At 64.2% G+C, this 13,161-nt stretch carries 13 protein-coding genes and 1 riboswitch; of the genes, 7 read left to right on the forward strand and 6 right to left on the reverse strand.

Going from position 1 to position 13,161, the window contains the following annotated elements; translation table 11 throughout:
• Positions 1-95 precede the first annotated feature (95 nt).
• From ABZ720_RS10510 to ABZ720_RS10525, 4 genes are all read right to left on the reverse strand, one after another.
• Positions 96-1,055, reverse strand: a complete 960-nt coding sequence (locus tag ABZ720_RS10510; RefSeq protein ID WP_366555479.1) for an aldolase — start codon at positions 1,053-1,055, stop codon at positions 96-98.
• Positions 944-1,741, reverse strand: coding sequence for an undecaprenyl-diphosphate phosphatase (locus tag ABZ720_RS10515; RefSeq protein WP_366555480.1), 798 nt, complete (start codon positions 1,739-1,741; stop codon positions 944-946). The genes ABZ720_RS10510 and ABZ720_RS10515 overlap by 112 nt, the downstream gene beginning before the upstream one ends.
• A gap of 152 nt (positions 1,742-1,893) precedes the next feature.
• Positions 1,894-2,466, reverse strand: a complete 573-nt coding sequence (locus tag ABZ720_RS10520; protein WP_366555481.1) for an OmpA family protein — start codon at positions 2,464-2,466, stop codon at positions 1,894-1,896.
• A 449-nt stretch (positions 2,467-2,915) separates the two neighbouring features.
• The gene (locus tag ABZ720_RS10525) at positions 2,916-4,283 is read right to left on the reverse strand and encodes a LysM peptidoglycan-binding domain-containing protein (protein ID WP_366555482.1); all 1,368 of its coding nucleotides are present in this window, start codon (positions 4,281-4,283) and stop codon (positions 2,916-2,918) included.
• A gap of 200 nt (positions 4,284-4,483) precedes the next feature.
• Here ABZ720_RS10525 and ABZ720_RS10530 point away from each other — a divergent pair, with 200 nt between their 5' ends.
• Positions 4,484-5,068: an LOG family protein gene (locus ABZ720_RS10530; RefSeq protein WP_366555483.1), complete on the forward strand. Its 585-nt coding sequence runs from the start codon at positions 4,484-4,486 to the stop codon at positions 5,066-5,068.
• Between the two features lie 8 nt (positions 5,069-5,076).
• Here the strand turns inward: ABZ720_RS10530 and ABZ720_RS10535 are convergent, their stop codons facing one another.
• Positions 5,077-6,132, reverse strand: coding sequence for a GlxA family transcriptional regulator (locus ABZ720_RS10535; protein WP_366555484.1), 1,056 nt, complete (start codon positions 6,130-6,132; stop codon positions 5,077-5,079).
• Between the two features lie 230 nt (positions 6,133-6,362).
• Here ABZ720_RS10535 and ABZ720_RS10540 point away from each other — a divergent pair, with 230 nt between their 5' ends.
• The 5 genes from ABZ720_RS10540 to ABZ720_RS10560 all read left to right on the forward strand — a co-directional run bounded on the left by ABZ720_RS10540 (position 6,363) and on the right by ABZ720_RS10560 (position 11,381).
• Complete coding sequence (locus tag ABZ720_RS10540; protein WP_366555485.1) at positions 6,363-7,433, forward strand: class I SAM-dependent methyltransferase; 1,071 nt, start codon at positions 6,363-6,365, stop codon at positions 7,431-7,433.
• A gap of 128 nt (positions 7,434-7,561) precedes the next feature.
• Positions 7,562-8,962, forward strand: a complete 1,401-nt coding sequence (locus tag ABZ720_RS10545) for an MATE family efflux transporter (protein WP_366555486.1) — start codon at positions 7,562-7,564, stop codon at positions 8,960-8,962.
• Between the two features lie 138 nt (positions 8,963-9,100).
• Positions 9,101-10,315, forward strand: a complete 1,215-nt coding sequence (locus ABZ720_RS10550; RefSeq protein ID WP_366555487.1) for an NADP-dependent isocitrate dehydrogenase — start codon at positions 9,101-9,103, stop codon at positions 10,313-10,315.
• Between the two features lie 4 nt (positions 10,316-10,319).
• Positions 10,320-10,874 (forward strand): peptidylprolyl isomerase, encoded by a 555-nt coding sequence (locus ABZ720_RS10555; protein ID WP_366555488.1) that lies wholly within the window; start codon positions 10,320-10,322, stop codon positions 10,872-10,874.
• A 21-nt stretch (positions 10,875-10,895) separates the two neighbouring features.
• Positions 10,896-11,381 (forward strand): peptidylprolyl isomerase, encoded by a 486-nt coding sequence (locus tag ABZ720_RS10560; RefSeq protein WP_366555489.1) that lies wholly within the window; start codon positions 10,896-10,898, stop codon positions 11,379-11,381.
• A 24-nt stretch (positions 11,382-11,405) separates the two neighbouring features.
• Here ABZ720_RS10560 and ABZ720_RS10565 read toward each other — a convergent pair whose 3' ends face one another.
• A complete protein-coding gene (locus tag ABZ720_RS10565) occupies positions 11,406-12,140 on the reverse strand; it encodes a tellurite resistance TerB family protein (protein WP_366555490.1) in 735 nt (244 codons plus the stop codon).
• Positions 12,141-12,274: 134 nt separating this feature from the next.
• Positions 12,275-12,385: riboswitch (TPP riboswitch) on the forward strand.
• Here ABZ720_RS10565 and ABZ720_RS10570 point away from each other — a divergent pair.
• A complete protein-coding gene (locus ABZ720_RS10570) occupies positions 12,379-13,161 on the forward strand; it encodes an ABC transporter ATP-binding protein (RefSeq protein WP_438264091.1) in 783 nt (260 codons plus the stop codon). (Overlaps the previous riboswitch by 7 nt.)

Genomic DNA, 13,161 nt, shown 5'->3' on the forward strand with positions numbered 1-13,161 from the left:
GTCCGCCGACGACATCCTCGCTTCCATCGAGCGCTTCTGCCTGCGAAACTGCCCAGAGCAAGCCAATCAATGATTAGAACTTCTGAACCAGGACACTAGTCCCGGAAATCGTCGCCGATCATCGCCTTCATGCCTTCGAAGTGCGGCATGTAATGCGCGCCACCCTTCTCGTACTCGCCCTTGGTCTTGCCGGCCATGTTGTCGCCCAGCACGTTCAGCGGTCGGCCGGTGGAATAGGCCAGTACCTGCAGGCGGGCCGCCTGCTCCAGGTAGTAGAGCGCGTCGAAGGTCTCGGGGATCGACTCGCCCACCACGGTGACGCCGTGATTGGCCATGAAGAGCACCTTCTTGTCGCCCAACGCCCGGGCAATGCGGTCGCCTTCCTCACGGTCCTCGGCGAGGCCGTTGTAGTCCATGTCGTAAGCCACATCGCCCCAGAAGCGCAGGGACTGCTGGCTCAGCGGCAGCAGGGTCGGATCCTCCAGCATCGCCAGCGCCGTGGTGTTGGGCATGTGCGTGTGCATGACACAGCGTGCGCGCGGATTGTTGGCATGGATGCGGCCATGGATCGTGAAGGCCGTCAGTTCGGCCTCCGTCTTGCCCTCGATGGTCCGCCCCTCGGAATCGATGAGCAGGATGTCGGAGGTCTTGACCCGGGACCAATGAATGCCATGCGGGTTGAGCAGAAAGCGGTCGTCCATGCCCGGGAGGGCATAGCTGAAGTGGTTGCAGACACCCTCGTTCAGGCCATACCAGGCTGCCATGCGCAGCGACGCCGCCAGATCCTCTTTAGCCTTGGCAATGATCGCTTCCACCGTTCCCTCCTGCTTATGCAATACTGTCCGTCGAGCGCGCCGCATCCGGCCGCCGTTTCCCGCAAATCTTAGTCTTTCGCCTGCGCCGGGGCAATGACAGCCCAAGCGCGAGCAGGTCGATCCCGAACTCAGAGATAGAGCCAACCCAGCAACACCAGCCCCAGCGCCAGGCGGTAGATCACGAAAGGTGTGAAACTGGCCTGCCGCAGCCAGGCCATCATCCCGCCGATGGCCAGCCATGCCGCCATGAACGCAAAGCAGGCCGCCAGGATGGCATCGCCCTGCAAGGCCAGATCGCCGCTTTTCCACAGTTCGCGGCCCATGAGCAAACCGGCGGCGGCGGTCGTGGGAATAGAGAGCAACAGGGAGAAGCGCGCCGCCTCCGCCCGCTGGTAGCCGAGGAAGAGCGCTGCGGTGATGGTGATGCCCGAACGGCTTGTGCCCGGTACCAGGGCCAGGCACTGCGCCAATCCGATCAGGAGCGCATGGCGCCAGGGCATCCCTTCCATGACAGCCTGGCGCCGCCCCAGCCTGTCGGCCAGGTAGAGCACGAGGCCGAAGCCGATCGTTGTTCCGGCGATCAGGGCCGGGTTGCGAAATTCACCCGAAACGAGGTCGCGCAGCGAAAAGCCCGCGGCCACGACCGGCAGCGTTCCGATGATCACCAGCAGCAGCAGCCGCGAACCGCTGTCGAGCCGGCCGCGGGCCAGCGACAGGCTCCCCTCCGCCATGCGCAAGGTCTCGCGCCAAAAATAGGTCATGACCGCCGCAAGCGTGCCGACGTGTAGCGCCACGTCGATCATCAGACCCTGATCCGACCAACCGGTCAGCGCCGGCACCAGGATCAGGTGCGCGGAGGAGGAGATCGGCAGGAATTCGGTGATGCCCTGTACCAGGGCGAGGAAGAGCAGCTGCAGAAAGTCCATGGGGCGACCGAAGCAGGCTGGGAGCGGCACGGAGGCCGTAAAATCGGGGGCGTGGCGGACAGAAGGTCAGTGGCCACGGCCCGATGCATGGGCCCAGAAATACGATGGGCCGGCACAAGGGCCGGCCCATCGGGTCAAGGATGTTCCCGCGATTACTGCAGGATGATCTCGACGCGGCGGTTACGCTGCTCGCGGACGTTCGGACCGGTCGGAACGGCCGGCTCGGAGAAGCCGCGACCGGCAACCGAGGTAGCATTGCCCGGAACGCCACGCTGCTCCAGCCAGTTCTGGACTGACTCGGCGCGACGCAGGGACAGACCCATGTTGTACTGGGCGCTACCGACGGTGTCGGTGTGACCGGTCAGAGCGAAGCTCTGGTTACCAGCCTGAGCCGCTTCGAGCGCCTGGCGCAGCACCGGTTCGGCGTCGGCGCGGATGTTGGAGCGATCGAAGTCGAAGTACACGGTGTAGGTCTGCGGCGCGGCCGGGGCCGGAGCCGGGGCCGGAGCCGGGGCCTCAGCCACCGGGCAGGGATAGGACGACTGCTGCAGCACCAGATTGCCATTCAAGGAATGGATCGGGTTCTGCGGCGTAATGTTGGTGATCGGATTGCACATTTCGTGGCCGTGCGAGTCGACCTGTGCGGCTGCAGGCGCAGCCTCAACAGCCATTGTCAGCGCAAAGGCCGAAGCCACTGCAAAGCAGGTCTTGCGGAGTGAAATCATTTCGAGAGGTCCCCCTAGGGTTGGTTTGGTTACTGCTCGCTCCTCGGGGCACGAGGAACCCCGTTCAGCAGGGTTACAGTGTTCGTTCCAAGACAACATTTAACACCGTATAACCAATGATTGGAAGCCAAAGTTGGTCAACAAGCTGTGCAAAAGCGGCGACAAGTGCAGTAAACCCGTCACCTTCGAACCTCCCATCGACCAGCGTCCGGCGCCCAATCACTGCGCCGATTGCACCTCCCCGAAAGCGGGCCACCACTTGAGCGGACACCCCGCGACCCGGGAATGGCTCTCCCTCGTCCACGGCGAACAGCGTGCACGAGGCTGTTTGCTGCCTACACCCGCTCTATGATGCACGCAAGAACAATAGCGGCATCCGTGACTTCATTCACACAGTGGTGGTGCGTTCATGCAACAGATGGGGCCACAAGCGAGCAAAACCGCGGAGTTCAGCCCTCTTGGGGCAAGAGGAATATCTGTCCCGGGTATATCAAATCGGGATCGCGGATCTGATTCTGGTTGGCCTGGAAGATGAGCGTGTACTGCGTGCCCTGGCCGTAGCTGCGTCGGGCGATGCGCCACAGGCTGTTGCCGGGCTGGACCACCACGAAGCGCTCGCCCGCGCCGGCGTCTGCAACGAAGTCGGAGCGCACGAAGGGGGTTTCCAGCCGGGCGAGCACCTTGCCCGCGGCATCGACCTGATCGAGGCGCAGCTGGTGCAGCCCCTCGGAAAGCTGGATTTCCGGGCGCGACAGCCAGCGCCCCTCTTCATCGCCGCTCACGTCGTCGACAAAGGCATCGTCAATATAGACAAAGACGGTGCCCTCCGGCGTGACGCGTCCTGAGATCGTGACCCAGCCCTCCGCGTCATAGCGCAGGGTTTCCAGACTCAGATCACCCGTTTCCAGCCCTTCTTGCGGCCCCTGAAGAATGCGCGGCATCGCTTCGGGATCGGAGGGCAGCAGCACGGCCAAGGCCTCCGGCTGGTCCGCCTCGTCCAGCACCGCATCGCCTGCCGTTTCGTCAACAGGCCCAGCGTCGCTCGCTGTGTCCCCGGCAGTCGGGCTGCGCAAGGGAACCGAGACGATGACCACATCGTCGCCCAGGCGCTCCACGTCGGCCTCGCGGGCCACGAGCTGCAGTTCGTGGTCGCCCTCCGGCAGGGTCTCCGGCGGGATCATCAGCCATTCGCCGCGGCTGTCGGCCTCGACGCTGTCGACGACCTCCGTGCCGCGACGCAGTTCCACCACCGCACCGGGGTTCGCCCGGCCGGCGGCCACCACGCTGCCGGATCGATCCACCCTGACGATATCGAACTGCGGCGACTGCTGAGCCTCCGCCCCCTCCTCCGTCACCTCCGCCGCGATGCTCGCAGGCTCTTCAGTCGGAGAGGACTCGTCTGGGACCGCTTCTTCAGCGGCCGCATCCTCAAGGTCCTCGGAGACTGCGGCTGCGAGTTCATCCTGATCGACCTCGGGCATCTCCTGGCTTGCGGCCTCGGCCTCTTCTGCGTCGGGAGACGCTTCCTCGACCTGCTGCAGGTCCGGCAATGAGTCGGCCTCGTCTTCGGCCGGAGGTTCGTTTCTCTCCTCCAAGCGGCGAGGCGGCTCTTCCTCGTCCAGCGCCAGCGCGGCGGAGTCATCATCGCCCTGCGCTTCCGACTGGGGCGTTTCATCCTGGGACGTTTCATCCTGGGACGATTCAGCGGGCGCGACATCGGTCGCCGGCGTCTGCCCATCGCGCGGCGGACCAAAATAATAGTAGGCGACAGCACCCGCTGCGAGCAGGGCCAGGATCGCCAGGACGAGACGGTTCACGAAAGGCGACTCCAACAGGCAGATAGGAGAAAGGCTAAGGCCGACCGGAAAGTAGTACTTGAACTCCACTGCGCGCAACGGCGGGAGTCACACAAACGATGACGGGCACCCAGGCAGGCCCTGGAAGACCCCGGTCGGGAGCGATAGCTTGCTGCTATCAACCACCTCCATCTCGTTCGTCTTTCATCGGAGCGCCGTCCATGTCCCTGCCCGCCTCCCTCTGTCTCTATTGCGGATCCAAGCCCGGCAAGGATCCCGCCTATATGGAGGCCGCGCAGGCTTTGGGACGCTTTGCGGCGCAGGCGGGCATCCGATTGGTCTATGGCGGCGGGCGCGTCGGCCTCATGGGCGCCGCAGCCGACGCCTGTCTGGAAGCCGGCGGCGAGGTGGTCGGCATCATTCCAGACTTCCTGATGCGACATGAGGTGGGCCACCGCGGCCTGACGCAGCTGGAAGTGGTGGGCAGCATGCACGAGCGTAAAATGCGCATGTCCGAACTGGCCGAGGCCTTCTGCATCCTGCCCGGCGGCCTCGGCACGCTGGAGGAGCTCTTCGAGGTGCTGACCTGGCGCCAGCTCGGCCTGCACGCCAAGCCCATCGTCGTGCTCGACATCCAGGGTTACTGGCAGCCGCTGTCCCACCTGCTCCAGGCCCAGCTCGCGGGCGGCTTCCTGCGCGAAGTTGATCTGGAGCTCTTGCGCTTCGTTCCAAGTGTGGAAGAACTGGCCGAGGCCTTACGCGCGCACCCTGCAGTCCGGGCCGACATCACCGGGAAGTGGGCCTAAACCACGCCTTATCGCCCCTTCTTCAGGCCCGGCCGAGCATACTCTGGAACACGAAAACGTTTGCGGTAGGCACCCGGAGGCAGACCAGTCACCCGCTTGAAGAGCCGCCTGAAGAAGGCCGGCTCCTCGTAACCGACTTGCCAGCTTATCTCGTCGACAGAGGCTTCCGTCCGCTCCAGGCGGCGCTTGGCATCCTCGACACGCACTCGCTGAACGTAGGTGATCGGGCTGAGTCCTGTAGCGGCGGCAAAGCGACGCTTGAAAGTCCGTTCTCCGAGCCCGGCCCGCTGGACCATCTCTTCTACGGGATTGGCGACGGAGAAATGCGTGGCGATCCAGTCCTGGGCCTTCTGGATCGAAAAGTCCCCGTGATCCTTGCGCCCCTCAAATACCATGTAGGGCGTCAGTCCGTCTTGGTGCCACTGCAGCGCAAAAAGGCGCGCGACGCTTTGAGCGGCCGACGCCCCTGCATGCCGCGCAATCAGATAGAGCACAAGATCGTGCCACGTCATGGAGGCGCCGGAGGAGATCAGCTCATTGCGGCTGCCGGACACGACCAGAACGCGCTCAGGATGAATCCTCACCGCCGGGAAGGCCGAAGCAAAGGGGCTCGCATAACCAAAATGGACGGTCGCATCCACGCCATCAAAGAGCCCGGACTCGGCAAGAAGAAAGATACCTGAGCATGCAGAACAGAGGAGTGCGCCGCGGCGGTGCATGGCGGCGCACCACTCCACCAGTTCTGCGTGCCTCTCCTTCTGCCAATTGCCTTCCAACAGCAGGATCGAGGGCACTATGACGATGTCTGTGTGTTCGATCTCAGCGACGCTGCGATGAACCGAGACGGGTACGCCGCTCGCCAGTTCGAGGGGTCCCCGCTGCAATCCGACAATCTCCACGTGGAAGGGCGGGCCTTGGAAGCGGGCATCCAGCGCCGTGGGCATCATCGCAAAAACGTTCATCACGTCGAATATGCCGGAGAGGGTCGAAACCACGGCATCCGGAAGCGCAATCAAGCTCACGTGGAGCGGATCGACCCGGCCCTGTTCCAAGCGCAGCGTCATTTGTCAGCCCTCTGAAACGAGAGTCTAGCGCTGGCCAATCATTCAAGCCATGCGCCTTTTGGGGCACCCAGCAGCCGCCATCTGACTATTCTTCACGCGATGGCACAAACGGCCCGATAATGGACCATGCCGCTCTGCTGCTCTTCAGGTGCCCATGCGATCCATGTGCATCGTCACGCTGCCGCCCGTGGACATCATCAATCCTGGCGGCATCACACAGGAGCGCAGCAATGCAACACACTACGACAATCGACTCCACCAAGCTCGACGCGCTGGTATCACGTGCGGTGGGTGACCTTTCATCCGGCTATGGCGGCGTCATGATCAGCCTTGGACACCAACTCGGCTTGTTTAAGGCAATGGCCGGTGCCGGTCCGGTGACAGCGCGCGAACTTGCCATTCGTGCCGACTGCGCTGAACGCTATGTGTTGGAGTGGCTCAACTCGCAAGTGGCCGGCGGCTACCTCGATTATCATAAGATCAGCGACAGTTACGAAATGACGCCGGAGCAAGCCCTGGTCCTGGCCGACGAGGACAGTCCCGTCTTCTTCCCCAGTGCCTGGGCCGTCCCGGCTTCGATGTGGGCCGATGAAGACAAGGCAATAGAGGCATTCCGCAGCGGCAAGGGCATTCCCTGGGGAGATCATGATGGCCGACTTGCCTGCGGTGTCGCAGCCTTCTACCGCAATGGCTACAAGGCGAGCCTGGTTCCCGAATGGCTCCCGGCACTGGATGGCGTGGTAGAGAAGCTCACTGTCGGGGCGCGTGTGGCGGATATCGGATGCGGTTTCGGCAATTCCACCACACTCATGGCCAAGGCCTTTCCGACATCCGAGTTCTACGGCTTCGATGCCCACCAGGGTTCCATTGAGGAGGCACGCAAGCTTGCCTCTGACACAGGCGTGTCCGAGCGGTGCCATTTTGAGCTCGCACGTGCCGACACCTATCCGGCCAAGGGCTACGACCTGATTTGCTTTTTCGATGCGCTGCACGACATGGGCGATCCGGTCGCAGCGGCTTCACATGCCGCCGAATCGCTTGCGCCTGGCGGGACGGTGATGCTGGTCGAGCCCTTCGCCAACGACAGGCTCGAAGACAACATCTCCACGGTGGCGAGAATGTACTACGCAGCCTCCACGACCATCTGCTGCGCTCATGCGATTTCCGATGGCGGGCGAATGGTGCTTGGAGCCCAGGCTGGCGAATCACGTCTCGCCGATGTCTTCCGTAAGGCCGGATTCACCCGTTTCACCCGCGCTTTCGAAACGCCCTTCAATCTCGTTCTCGAGGCGCGGCTCTAGCAGCGAACTCGCGGCCCGACAGAACCCAGCTCTCCCGGCGGGAATTGCGCGGGTGTGGAACCCACTAACTCCACACCCGAGTGATCCCCGCTGCGAGTGCCGGCTGCTGGCGTCATCTGGAACCCGCCATGACAATCGCACAGACAGCATCTGCCGCACGTCCCGATTCCGAGGCAATCACCCAATGGGAGCTATACCTTCGGGAAGGGCGTGCGATCATCCGGCTCGCCACACCGATCGCGCTAATTGCCCTGGTCAACATGGGCATGAGCATCACCGACAGTGTGATGGTCTCGTTGCTTTTCGGCACCGAGGCTCTGGCTTCGGTGGCGGTCGGCAGCGACCTCTATTCCATCTTCTTCTACCTCTGCGCCGGAGTGCTCGCCGGTCTCGCTCCTTTCTACACGGCCGCTGTAACGCGCGCAGATGCGCAAGATCGGGCAAAACTGGAACGGATCGGATGGGCGACGGTGAGCCTGCTTGCGGTGCTGATCGTTCCGCTGGTGTGGTTCGCCCCCCTGTGGTTGAGCACTTTCGGCCTCCAGGCCAGTCTGCTCGAAGAAGGTCAGGGCTACACGCGCGCCATGGCCTTGACCCTTATCCCAATGCTTGGGGTCGTCCTATACCGGACGCTGCTGACTGCGGCGGAAAGGCCCAAGCTGTTCCTGAAGGTCACTCTGGCGATGGTGCCGCTCAACGCAGTCGCCAACTACCTCTTCATGACTGGCATTGGGCCCATGCCGACATTGGGTGCGACAGGTGCAGGCGTCGCGTCACTGCTTGTGGCTATTGTCAGCCTTGCCGCAATTGCCACGCTAGCGCGCCACAGCGCCACGGCTGGCAAGAACGGTGAGCATGGCCCGAATGGAAGGGCTGTGGTGGACTGGCAGGCGATGGCTGCCGTACTCCGCGTAGGAGTCCCCATCGGCATCGCGACGGTCACTGAAATCGGCATCTTTCTGGCAGCTACCCTCTATGCCGCGCGCCTGGGCGTGGCGGATGTGGCCGCACATACCCTGGCATTGCGGACCGCAGGCGTGGCCTACGCAATCCCGGCCGCTCTCTTGCAGGCTTCGATGGTGCGGGCGGCGCGAGCAGAGAGTCTGGATGATCGGGGCGCGCGCCAAGCTGTGATGGTCAGCAGCCTCGGCCTCTCGGTCATCCTTGGGATTGCACTCTGCCTGCTGCTCGCGGGGGGCGCCGAAATGCTCGCCCGAGCCTTCTTTGATCACAGTGCCGAAGGCATTTCTGCGATGCGACTGGCCATGGGCTTGCTCCTTCTGCTTGACCTGATCGAACTCATCGCCGGCCCTTCCTGTGCCGCTTCGGGTCTCCTGCGCGGTCGCAGAATCACACGCCTGCCCATGATCTATGTCCTGCTCGGGTACTGGGGCATCAGTGCACCGCTCGCCATCTATCTCTGCGAAGCTAAGGGGTTTGGCATCACGGGACTCTGGATCGGCCTCGCCGCCGGCACCTCGATGACCGCCATTCTGATGATTCGTAAGCTGCTTGCCAGTAACGGTTAACGCCGCTGGAGCCGAAAGCAGGGTCGCATGAGGGCAGGCAGCGAGTCTTGCCCGCTCCCGCAAGCCTGTTATTGTGCGCCCGCCGCGCGCCCTCGAGGCTGCGCGATCCTTCTGATGAACGCGGAAACGAGAGAGGCCATGGCAAAGATCAAGGTTGCAAACCCGGTCGTCGAACTCGACGGCGACGAGATGACGCGGATCATCTGGGACTTCATCAAGCAGAAGCTGATCCTGCCCTACCTCGACATCGACCTGAAGTACTACGACCTCTCGGTGCAGGAGCGTGACCGCACCGACGACCAGATCACCGTCGACGCTGCCAATGCCATCAAGGAGCATGGCGTCGGCGTGAAGTGCGCCACCATCACCCCGGACGAGGCGCGCGTCGAGGAATTCGACCTCAAGAAGATGTGGCGCTCGCCCAACGGCACCATCCGCAACATCCTGGGCGGCACCGTCTTCCGCGAGCCCATCATCATGCAGAACGTGCCGCGCCTGGTGCCGGGTTGGACCCAGCCGATCATCATCGGCCGTCATGCCTTCGGCGATCAGTACCGCGCCACCGACTTCAAGGTGCCCGGCCCCGGCAAGCTGACCATGACCTTCCAGCCGGCCGACGGCGGCGAAGCCACGGTCTACGAAGTCCACGACTTCCCCGATTCCGGCGTGGCCATGGGCATGTACAACCACGACGAATCGATCCGGGGCTTCGCGCGCGCCTGCTTCAACTACGGCCTGCAGCGCGGCTATCCGGTCTACATGTCGACCAAGAACACGATCCTCAAGGCCTATGACGGGCGCTTCAAGGACCTGTTCCAGGAGGTGTTCGACGCCGAATTCAAGAAGGAGTTCGACGCCAAGGGGCTGACCTACGAGCATCGCCTGATCGATGACATGGTCGCCGCCGCACTGAAGTGGTCCGGCGGCTTCGTCTGGGCCTGCAAGAACTACGACGGCGACGTACAGTCCGACATCGTCGCCCAGGGCTTCGGCTCGCTCGGTCTCATGACCTCCGTGCTCATGACCCCGGACGGCAAGACCATCGAGGCCGAGGCGGCCCACGGCACCGTGACCCGCCACTACCGCCTGCACCAGCAGGGCAAGGAGACCTCGACCAACCCGATCGCCTCGATCTTCGCCTGGACCCGCGGCCTCTTCTACCGCGGCACCTTCGACAACACGCCGGAGGTGGTGCGCTTCGCCCAGACCCTGGAGAAGGTCTGCATCGATACGGTCGAGAGCGGTCACATGACCAAGGACCTGGCGCTGCTGATCAGCCCGGACCAGACCTGGCTGACCACCAACCAGTTCCTCGACAAGCTGGACGAGAACCTGCAGAAGGCGATGAGCTGAGGTCATGCGCCGTCTGCTCACCGCCGCTGCCGCGGCAATCTTCCTCCTCGGCTCGGGCGCGCCCCGGGCTGAGGCGGAGCCCGACCCCGAGAACGTGCTCGTCATGGAACTCGCCCACGGCACCGTGGAAATCGAGATGCTGCCGGAGCTCGCCCCGCAACACGTGGAGCGCATCCGCAGCCTGACGCGCGACGGCTTCTACGACGGGATTGTCTTCCACCGCGTGATCGACGGCTTCATGGCCCAGACCGGTGACCCCACGGGCACCGGCATGGGCGGCTCGGACCTGCCCGACCTGGAGGCCGAGTTCTCCCGCCGCCACTTCCAGCGCGGCATCCTCGGCATGGCCCGTGCACAGGACCCCGACAGCGCCAACAGTCAGTTCTTCATCATGCTGGCCAGCGCCCCCAACCTGAACGGTCAGTACACCGCCTGGGGTCAGGTGGTCTCCGGCATGGAGGCTGTTGACGCGATCAAGAAGGGTGACCAGGCCAACAACGGCATGGTCGACGACCCCGACCGCATCGAGCGCATGCGCGTTCTTGCCGACATCGATTGATTTGTAAGGGAGTTAGGCGACATGGCGACTGCGCCCGAAGACACACTGGTGATGGAGCTGCCCTCCGGGCGCGTCGTCATCGCCCTGCGCCCGGATCTTGCGCCCAACCACGTGGCCCGGGTCAAGGAACTGGTGCGCGACGGCTTCTATGACGGCCTGGCCTTCCACCGGGTCATCGACGGCTTCATGGCCCAGACCGGCTGCCCCCAAGGCACCGGCACGGGCGGCAGCGGCCAGAAGCTGAAGGCCGAGTTCTCCAACACCCCGTTCAAGCGCGGCACCATTGGTGCGGCACGGACCCAGGACCCCAACAGCGCCGACAGCCAGTGGTTCATCTGCTTCGGCGATGCCTCTTGGCTCAACGGCCAGTACACGGTCTGGGGCGAGGTGGTCGAAGGCATGGAGGCGATCGACGCCCTGAGCAAGGCACCGGCAAGCGATCCCTCCGGCAGCGTGCCCAAGCCCGACAAGATCGTTTCGATCAAGGTCCAGGCAGACGCTGCCTGATCGCACTCAGAGGCTGATAGAGGCTCAGGCGCGCGCCTGAGCCTCCACCTCTGCATCCAGGTGCTGCACCAGCTCTCTCGGCAGATCGAGCCTGACGGAGAGTTCGCGCAGGAAGTGCTGCTCCTGCGGATCGTCGGGATCGATGGTCATGCGTGCAGCGAGGTAGATCTCTGCCGCCTGCTCCGGGCCCTTCGCCGCCCGCGCCAGCTCGGCCACATCCTGATCCTTGCGCAGTTCATCGAACATCCAGGCCTTGGTCTCGTTGTCGAAGCCCTGGTCGTCGACATGGTCGAAGAGCTTCTTCTGCTCCGCGGCATCCACGTGCCCGTCCGCCTTGGCTGCTGCGATCATGGTGCGCACCAAGGTCAACGCGAAGGGCAGCCCATCGGCGGCAGCCGTATTCTCCGCATCGAATGCGCTGTCCTTTGGCGGTGGCAGCGGCTCGGTCGGAGTCTCGGCGGCACCGGGTTGCTTGCCGTCGCGGTAGTTCTGCCAGGCCCGAAAGGCCAGCGCGCCAACCGCGGCAGCCCCGCCATAGGTCAGGGCCTTGCCGCCAAGCTTGCGCGCGCCCTTCGAACTGACCAGCAAGGCCAGGAGACCACCGGCCGCGGCGCCGCCAAGGGCGCCAGACATGCCACCACCGGACATGCCGCCCCCGGACATACCGCCACCGCCCATGGCGCTTTTCGCCTTCTCGCCCAGGCCGCTCGTACCCCCCGATCCCATGAACTGGTCGAGGAGGGACTTGGCGTTGATCATGGCTGGCTCCTTGTTCGCGCTTTTGCTCGCGAGAGATCGTTACGCCGCCAGCCCATTCCAAGTCCCCGGCATCAATCTCTTGCTTCAGGTGCCTTTGCCCTGGAACCCACTCGAACAGCGCGGCATAGTCTCCGCCGATGCACCGGGGGAGCCGCTTTACGCGCGGCTGAGAGGCGACGACAGGTCGCGACCCCCTGAACCTGCCGGGATAATGCCCGCGAAGGGAGCGTTGCCGACCTTGTTTTGCGCACGATTCGATACGCCAGGTGCCGCTCCCGGCATCAGGCTGAGCGGTGCCCGCCTGCATTTCGAGGGGGCAGCGCTCTTCGACGACCTCTCCATCGAGTTGCCGGCCGGCCAGACGAGTTGCCTCCTCGGCCCCTCCGGCGTGGGGAAATCCAGCCTCCTTGCCCTGCTTGCGGGGCTAAACGCCGCAGCCGAAGGCAAGATTGAGGCCAGCGACGGCGCCGCCCTGCAGGGCCGGATAGCCTGGATGGCGCAGCAGGACCTGCTCCTCCCCTGGCTGAGCGTCCAGGATAACGTCACGCTCGGCGACCGCCTGCGCCGGCAGCGGCCGAGCCGAACGCGATGCATGCAACTTCTGGAACAGGTGGGGCTCGCCGATCGCGCCCAAGCCCGGCCGGCCGCGCTGTCAGGCGGCATGCGCCAGCGTGTTGCTTTGGCCCGCACCCTCTACGAGGATCGGCCCATCATCCTCATGGACGAACCCTTCTCTGCGCTCGACGCAGTAACCCGCCTGGAATTGCAGGATCTCGCCGGTGATCTGTTGGCCGGGCGCACCGTACTGCTGGTGACCCACGATCCGCTGGAGGCCCTGCGCCTGGGCCATCATCTGCTGGTCCTCACAGGCCGCCCGGCGCGGATCAGTGAAGCCTTCGCCCCATCTGGCGCGCCGCCACGTGCGCCGGACGATCCCGGGCTGCTCGCGCTGCAGGCGCGCCTGCTCGCCGCCCTACGCCACGGTGGAAGTGCCCGCTTGCGCGAGCAAGAAGGGGCATAG

Origin of the sequence: Aquibaculum sediminis (assembly GCF_040712085.1) — a bacterium.
GTDB lineage: Bacteria > Pseudomonadota > Alphaproteobacteria > Kiloniellales > DSM-21159 > Aquibaculum > Aquibaculum sediminis.

What these genes read in the sequence shown, in the direction of transcription:
- ABZ720_RS10550 (WP_366555487.1), top strand. Translation starts at nt 9,101, where the DNA reads ATGGCAAAGATCAAGGTTGCAAACCCGGTCGTCGAACTCGACGGCGAC.
- ABZ720_RS10540 (WP_366555485.1), top strand. Translation starts at nt 6,363, where the DNA reads ATGCAACACACTACGACAATCGACTCCACCAAGCTCGACGCGCTGGTA.
- ABZ720_RS10535 (WP_366555484.1), bottom strand. Translation starts at nt 6,132, where the DNA reads ATGACGCTGCGCTTGGAACAGGGCCGGGTCGATCCGCTCCACGTGAGC.
- ABZ720_RS10515 (WP_366555480.1), bottom strand. Translation starts at nt 1,741, where the DNA reads ATGGACTTTCTGCAGCTGCTCTTCCTCGCCCTGGTACAGGGCATCACC.
- ABZ720_RS10555 (WP_366555488.1), top strand. Translation starts at nt 10,320, where the DNA reads ATGCGCCGTCTGCTCACCGCCGCTGCCGCGGCAATCTTCCTCCTCGGC.
- ABZ720_RS10545 (WP_366555486.1), top strand. Translation starts at nt 7,562, where the DNA reads ATGACAATCGCACAGACAGCATCTGCCGCACGTCCCGATTCCGAGGCA.
- ABZ720_RS10560 (WP_366555489.1), top strand. Translation starts at nt 10,896, where the DNA reads ATGGCGACTGCGCCCGAAGACACACTGGTGATGGAGCTGCCCTCCGGG.
- ABZ720_RS10565 (WP_366555490.1), bottom strand. Translation starts at nt 12,140, where the DNA reads ATGATCAACGCCAAGTCCCTCCTCGACCAGTTCATGGGATCGGGGGGT.
- ABZ720_RS10530 (WP_366555483.1), top strand. Translation starts at nt 4,484, where the DNA reads ATGTCCCTGCCCGCCTCCCTCTGTCTCTATTGCGGATCCAAGCCCGGC.
- ABZ720_RS10510 (WP_366555479.1), bottom strand. Translation starts at nt 1,055, where the DNA reads ATGGCTGGCCATCGGCGGGATGATGGCCTGGCTGCGGCAGGCCAGTTT.
- ABZ720_RS10520 (WP_366555481.1), bottom strand. Translation starts at nt 2,466, where the DNA reads ATGATTTCACTCCGCAAGACCTGCTTTGCAGTGGCTTCGGCCTTTGCG.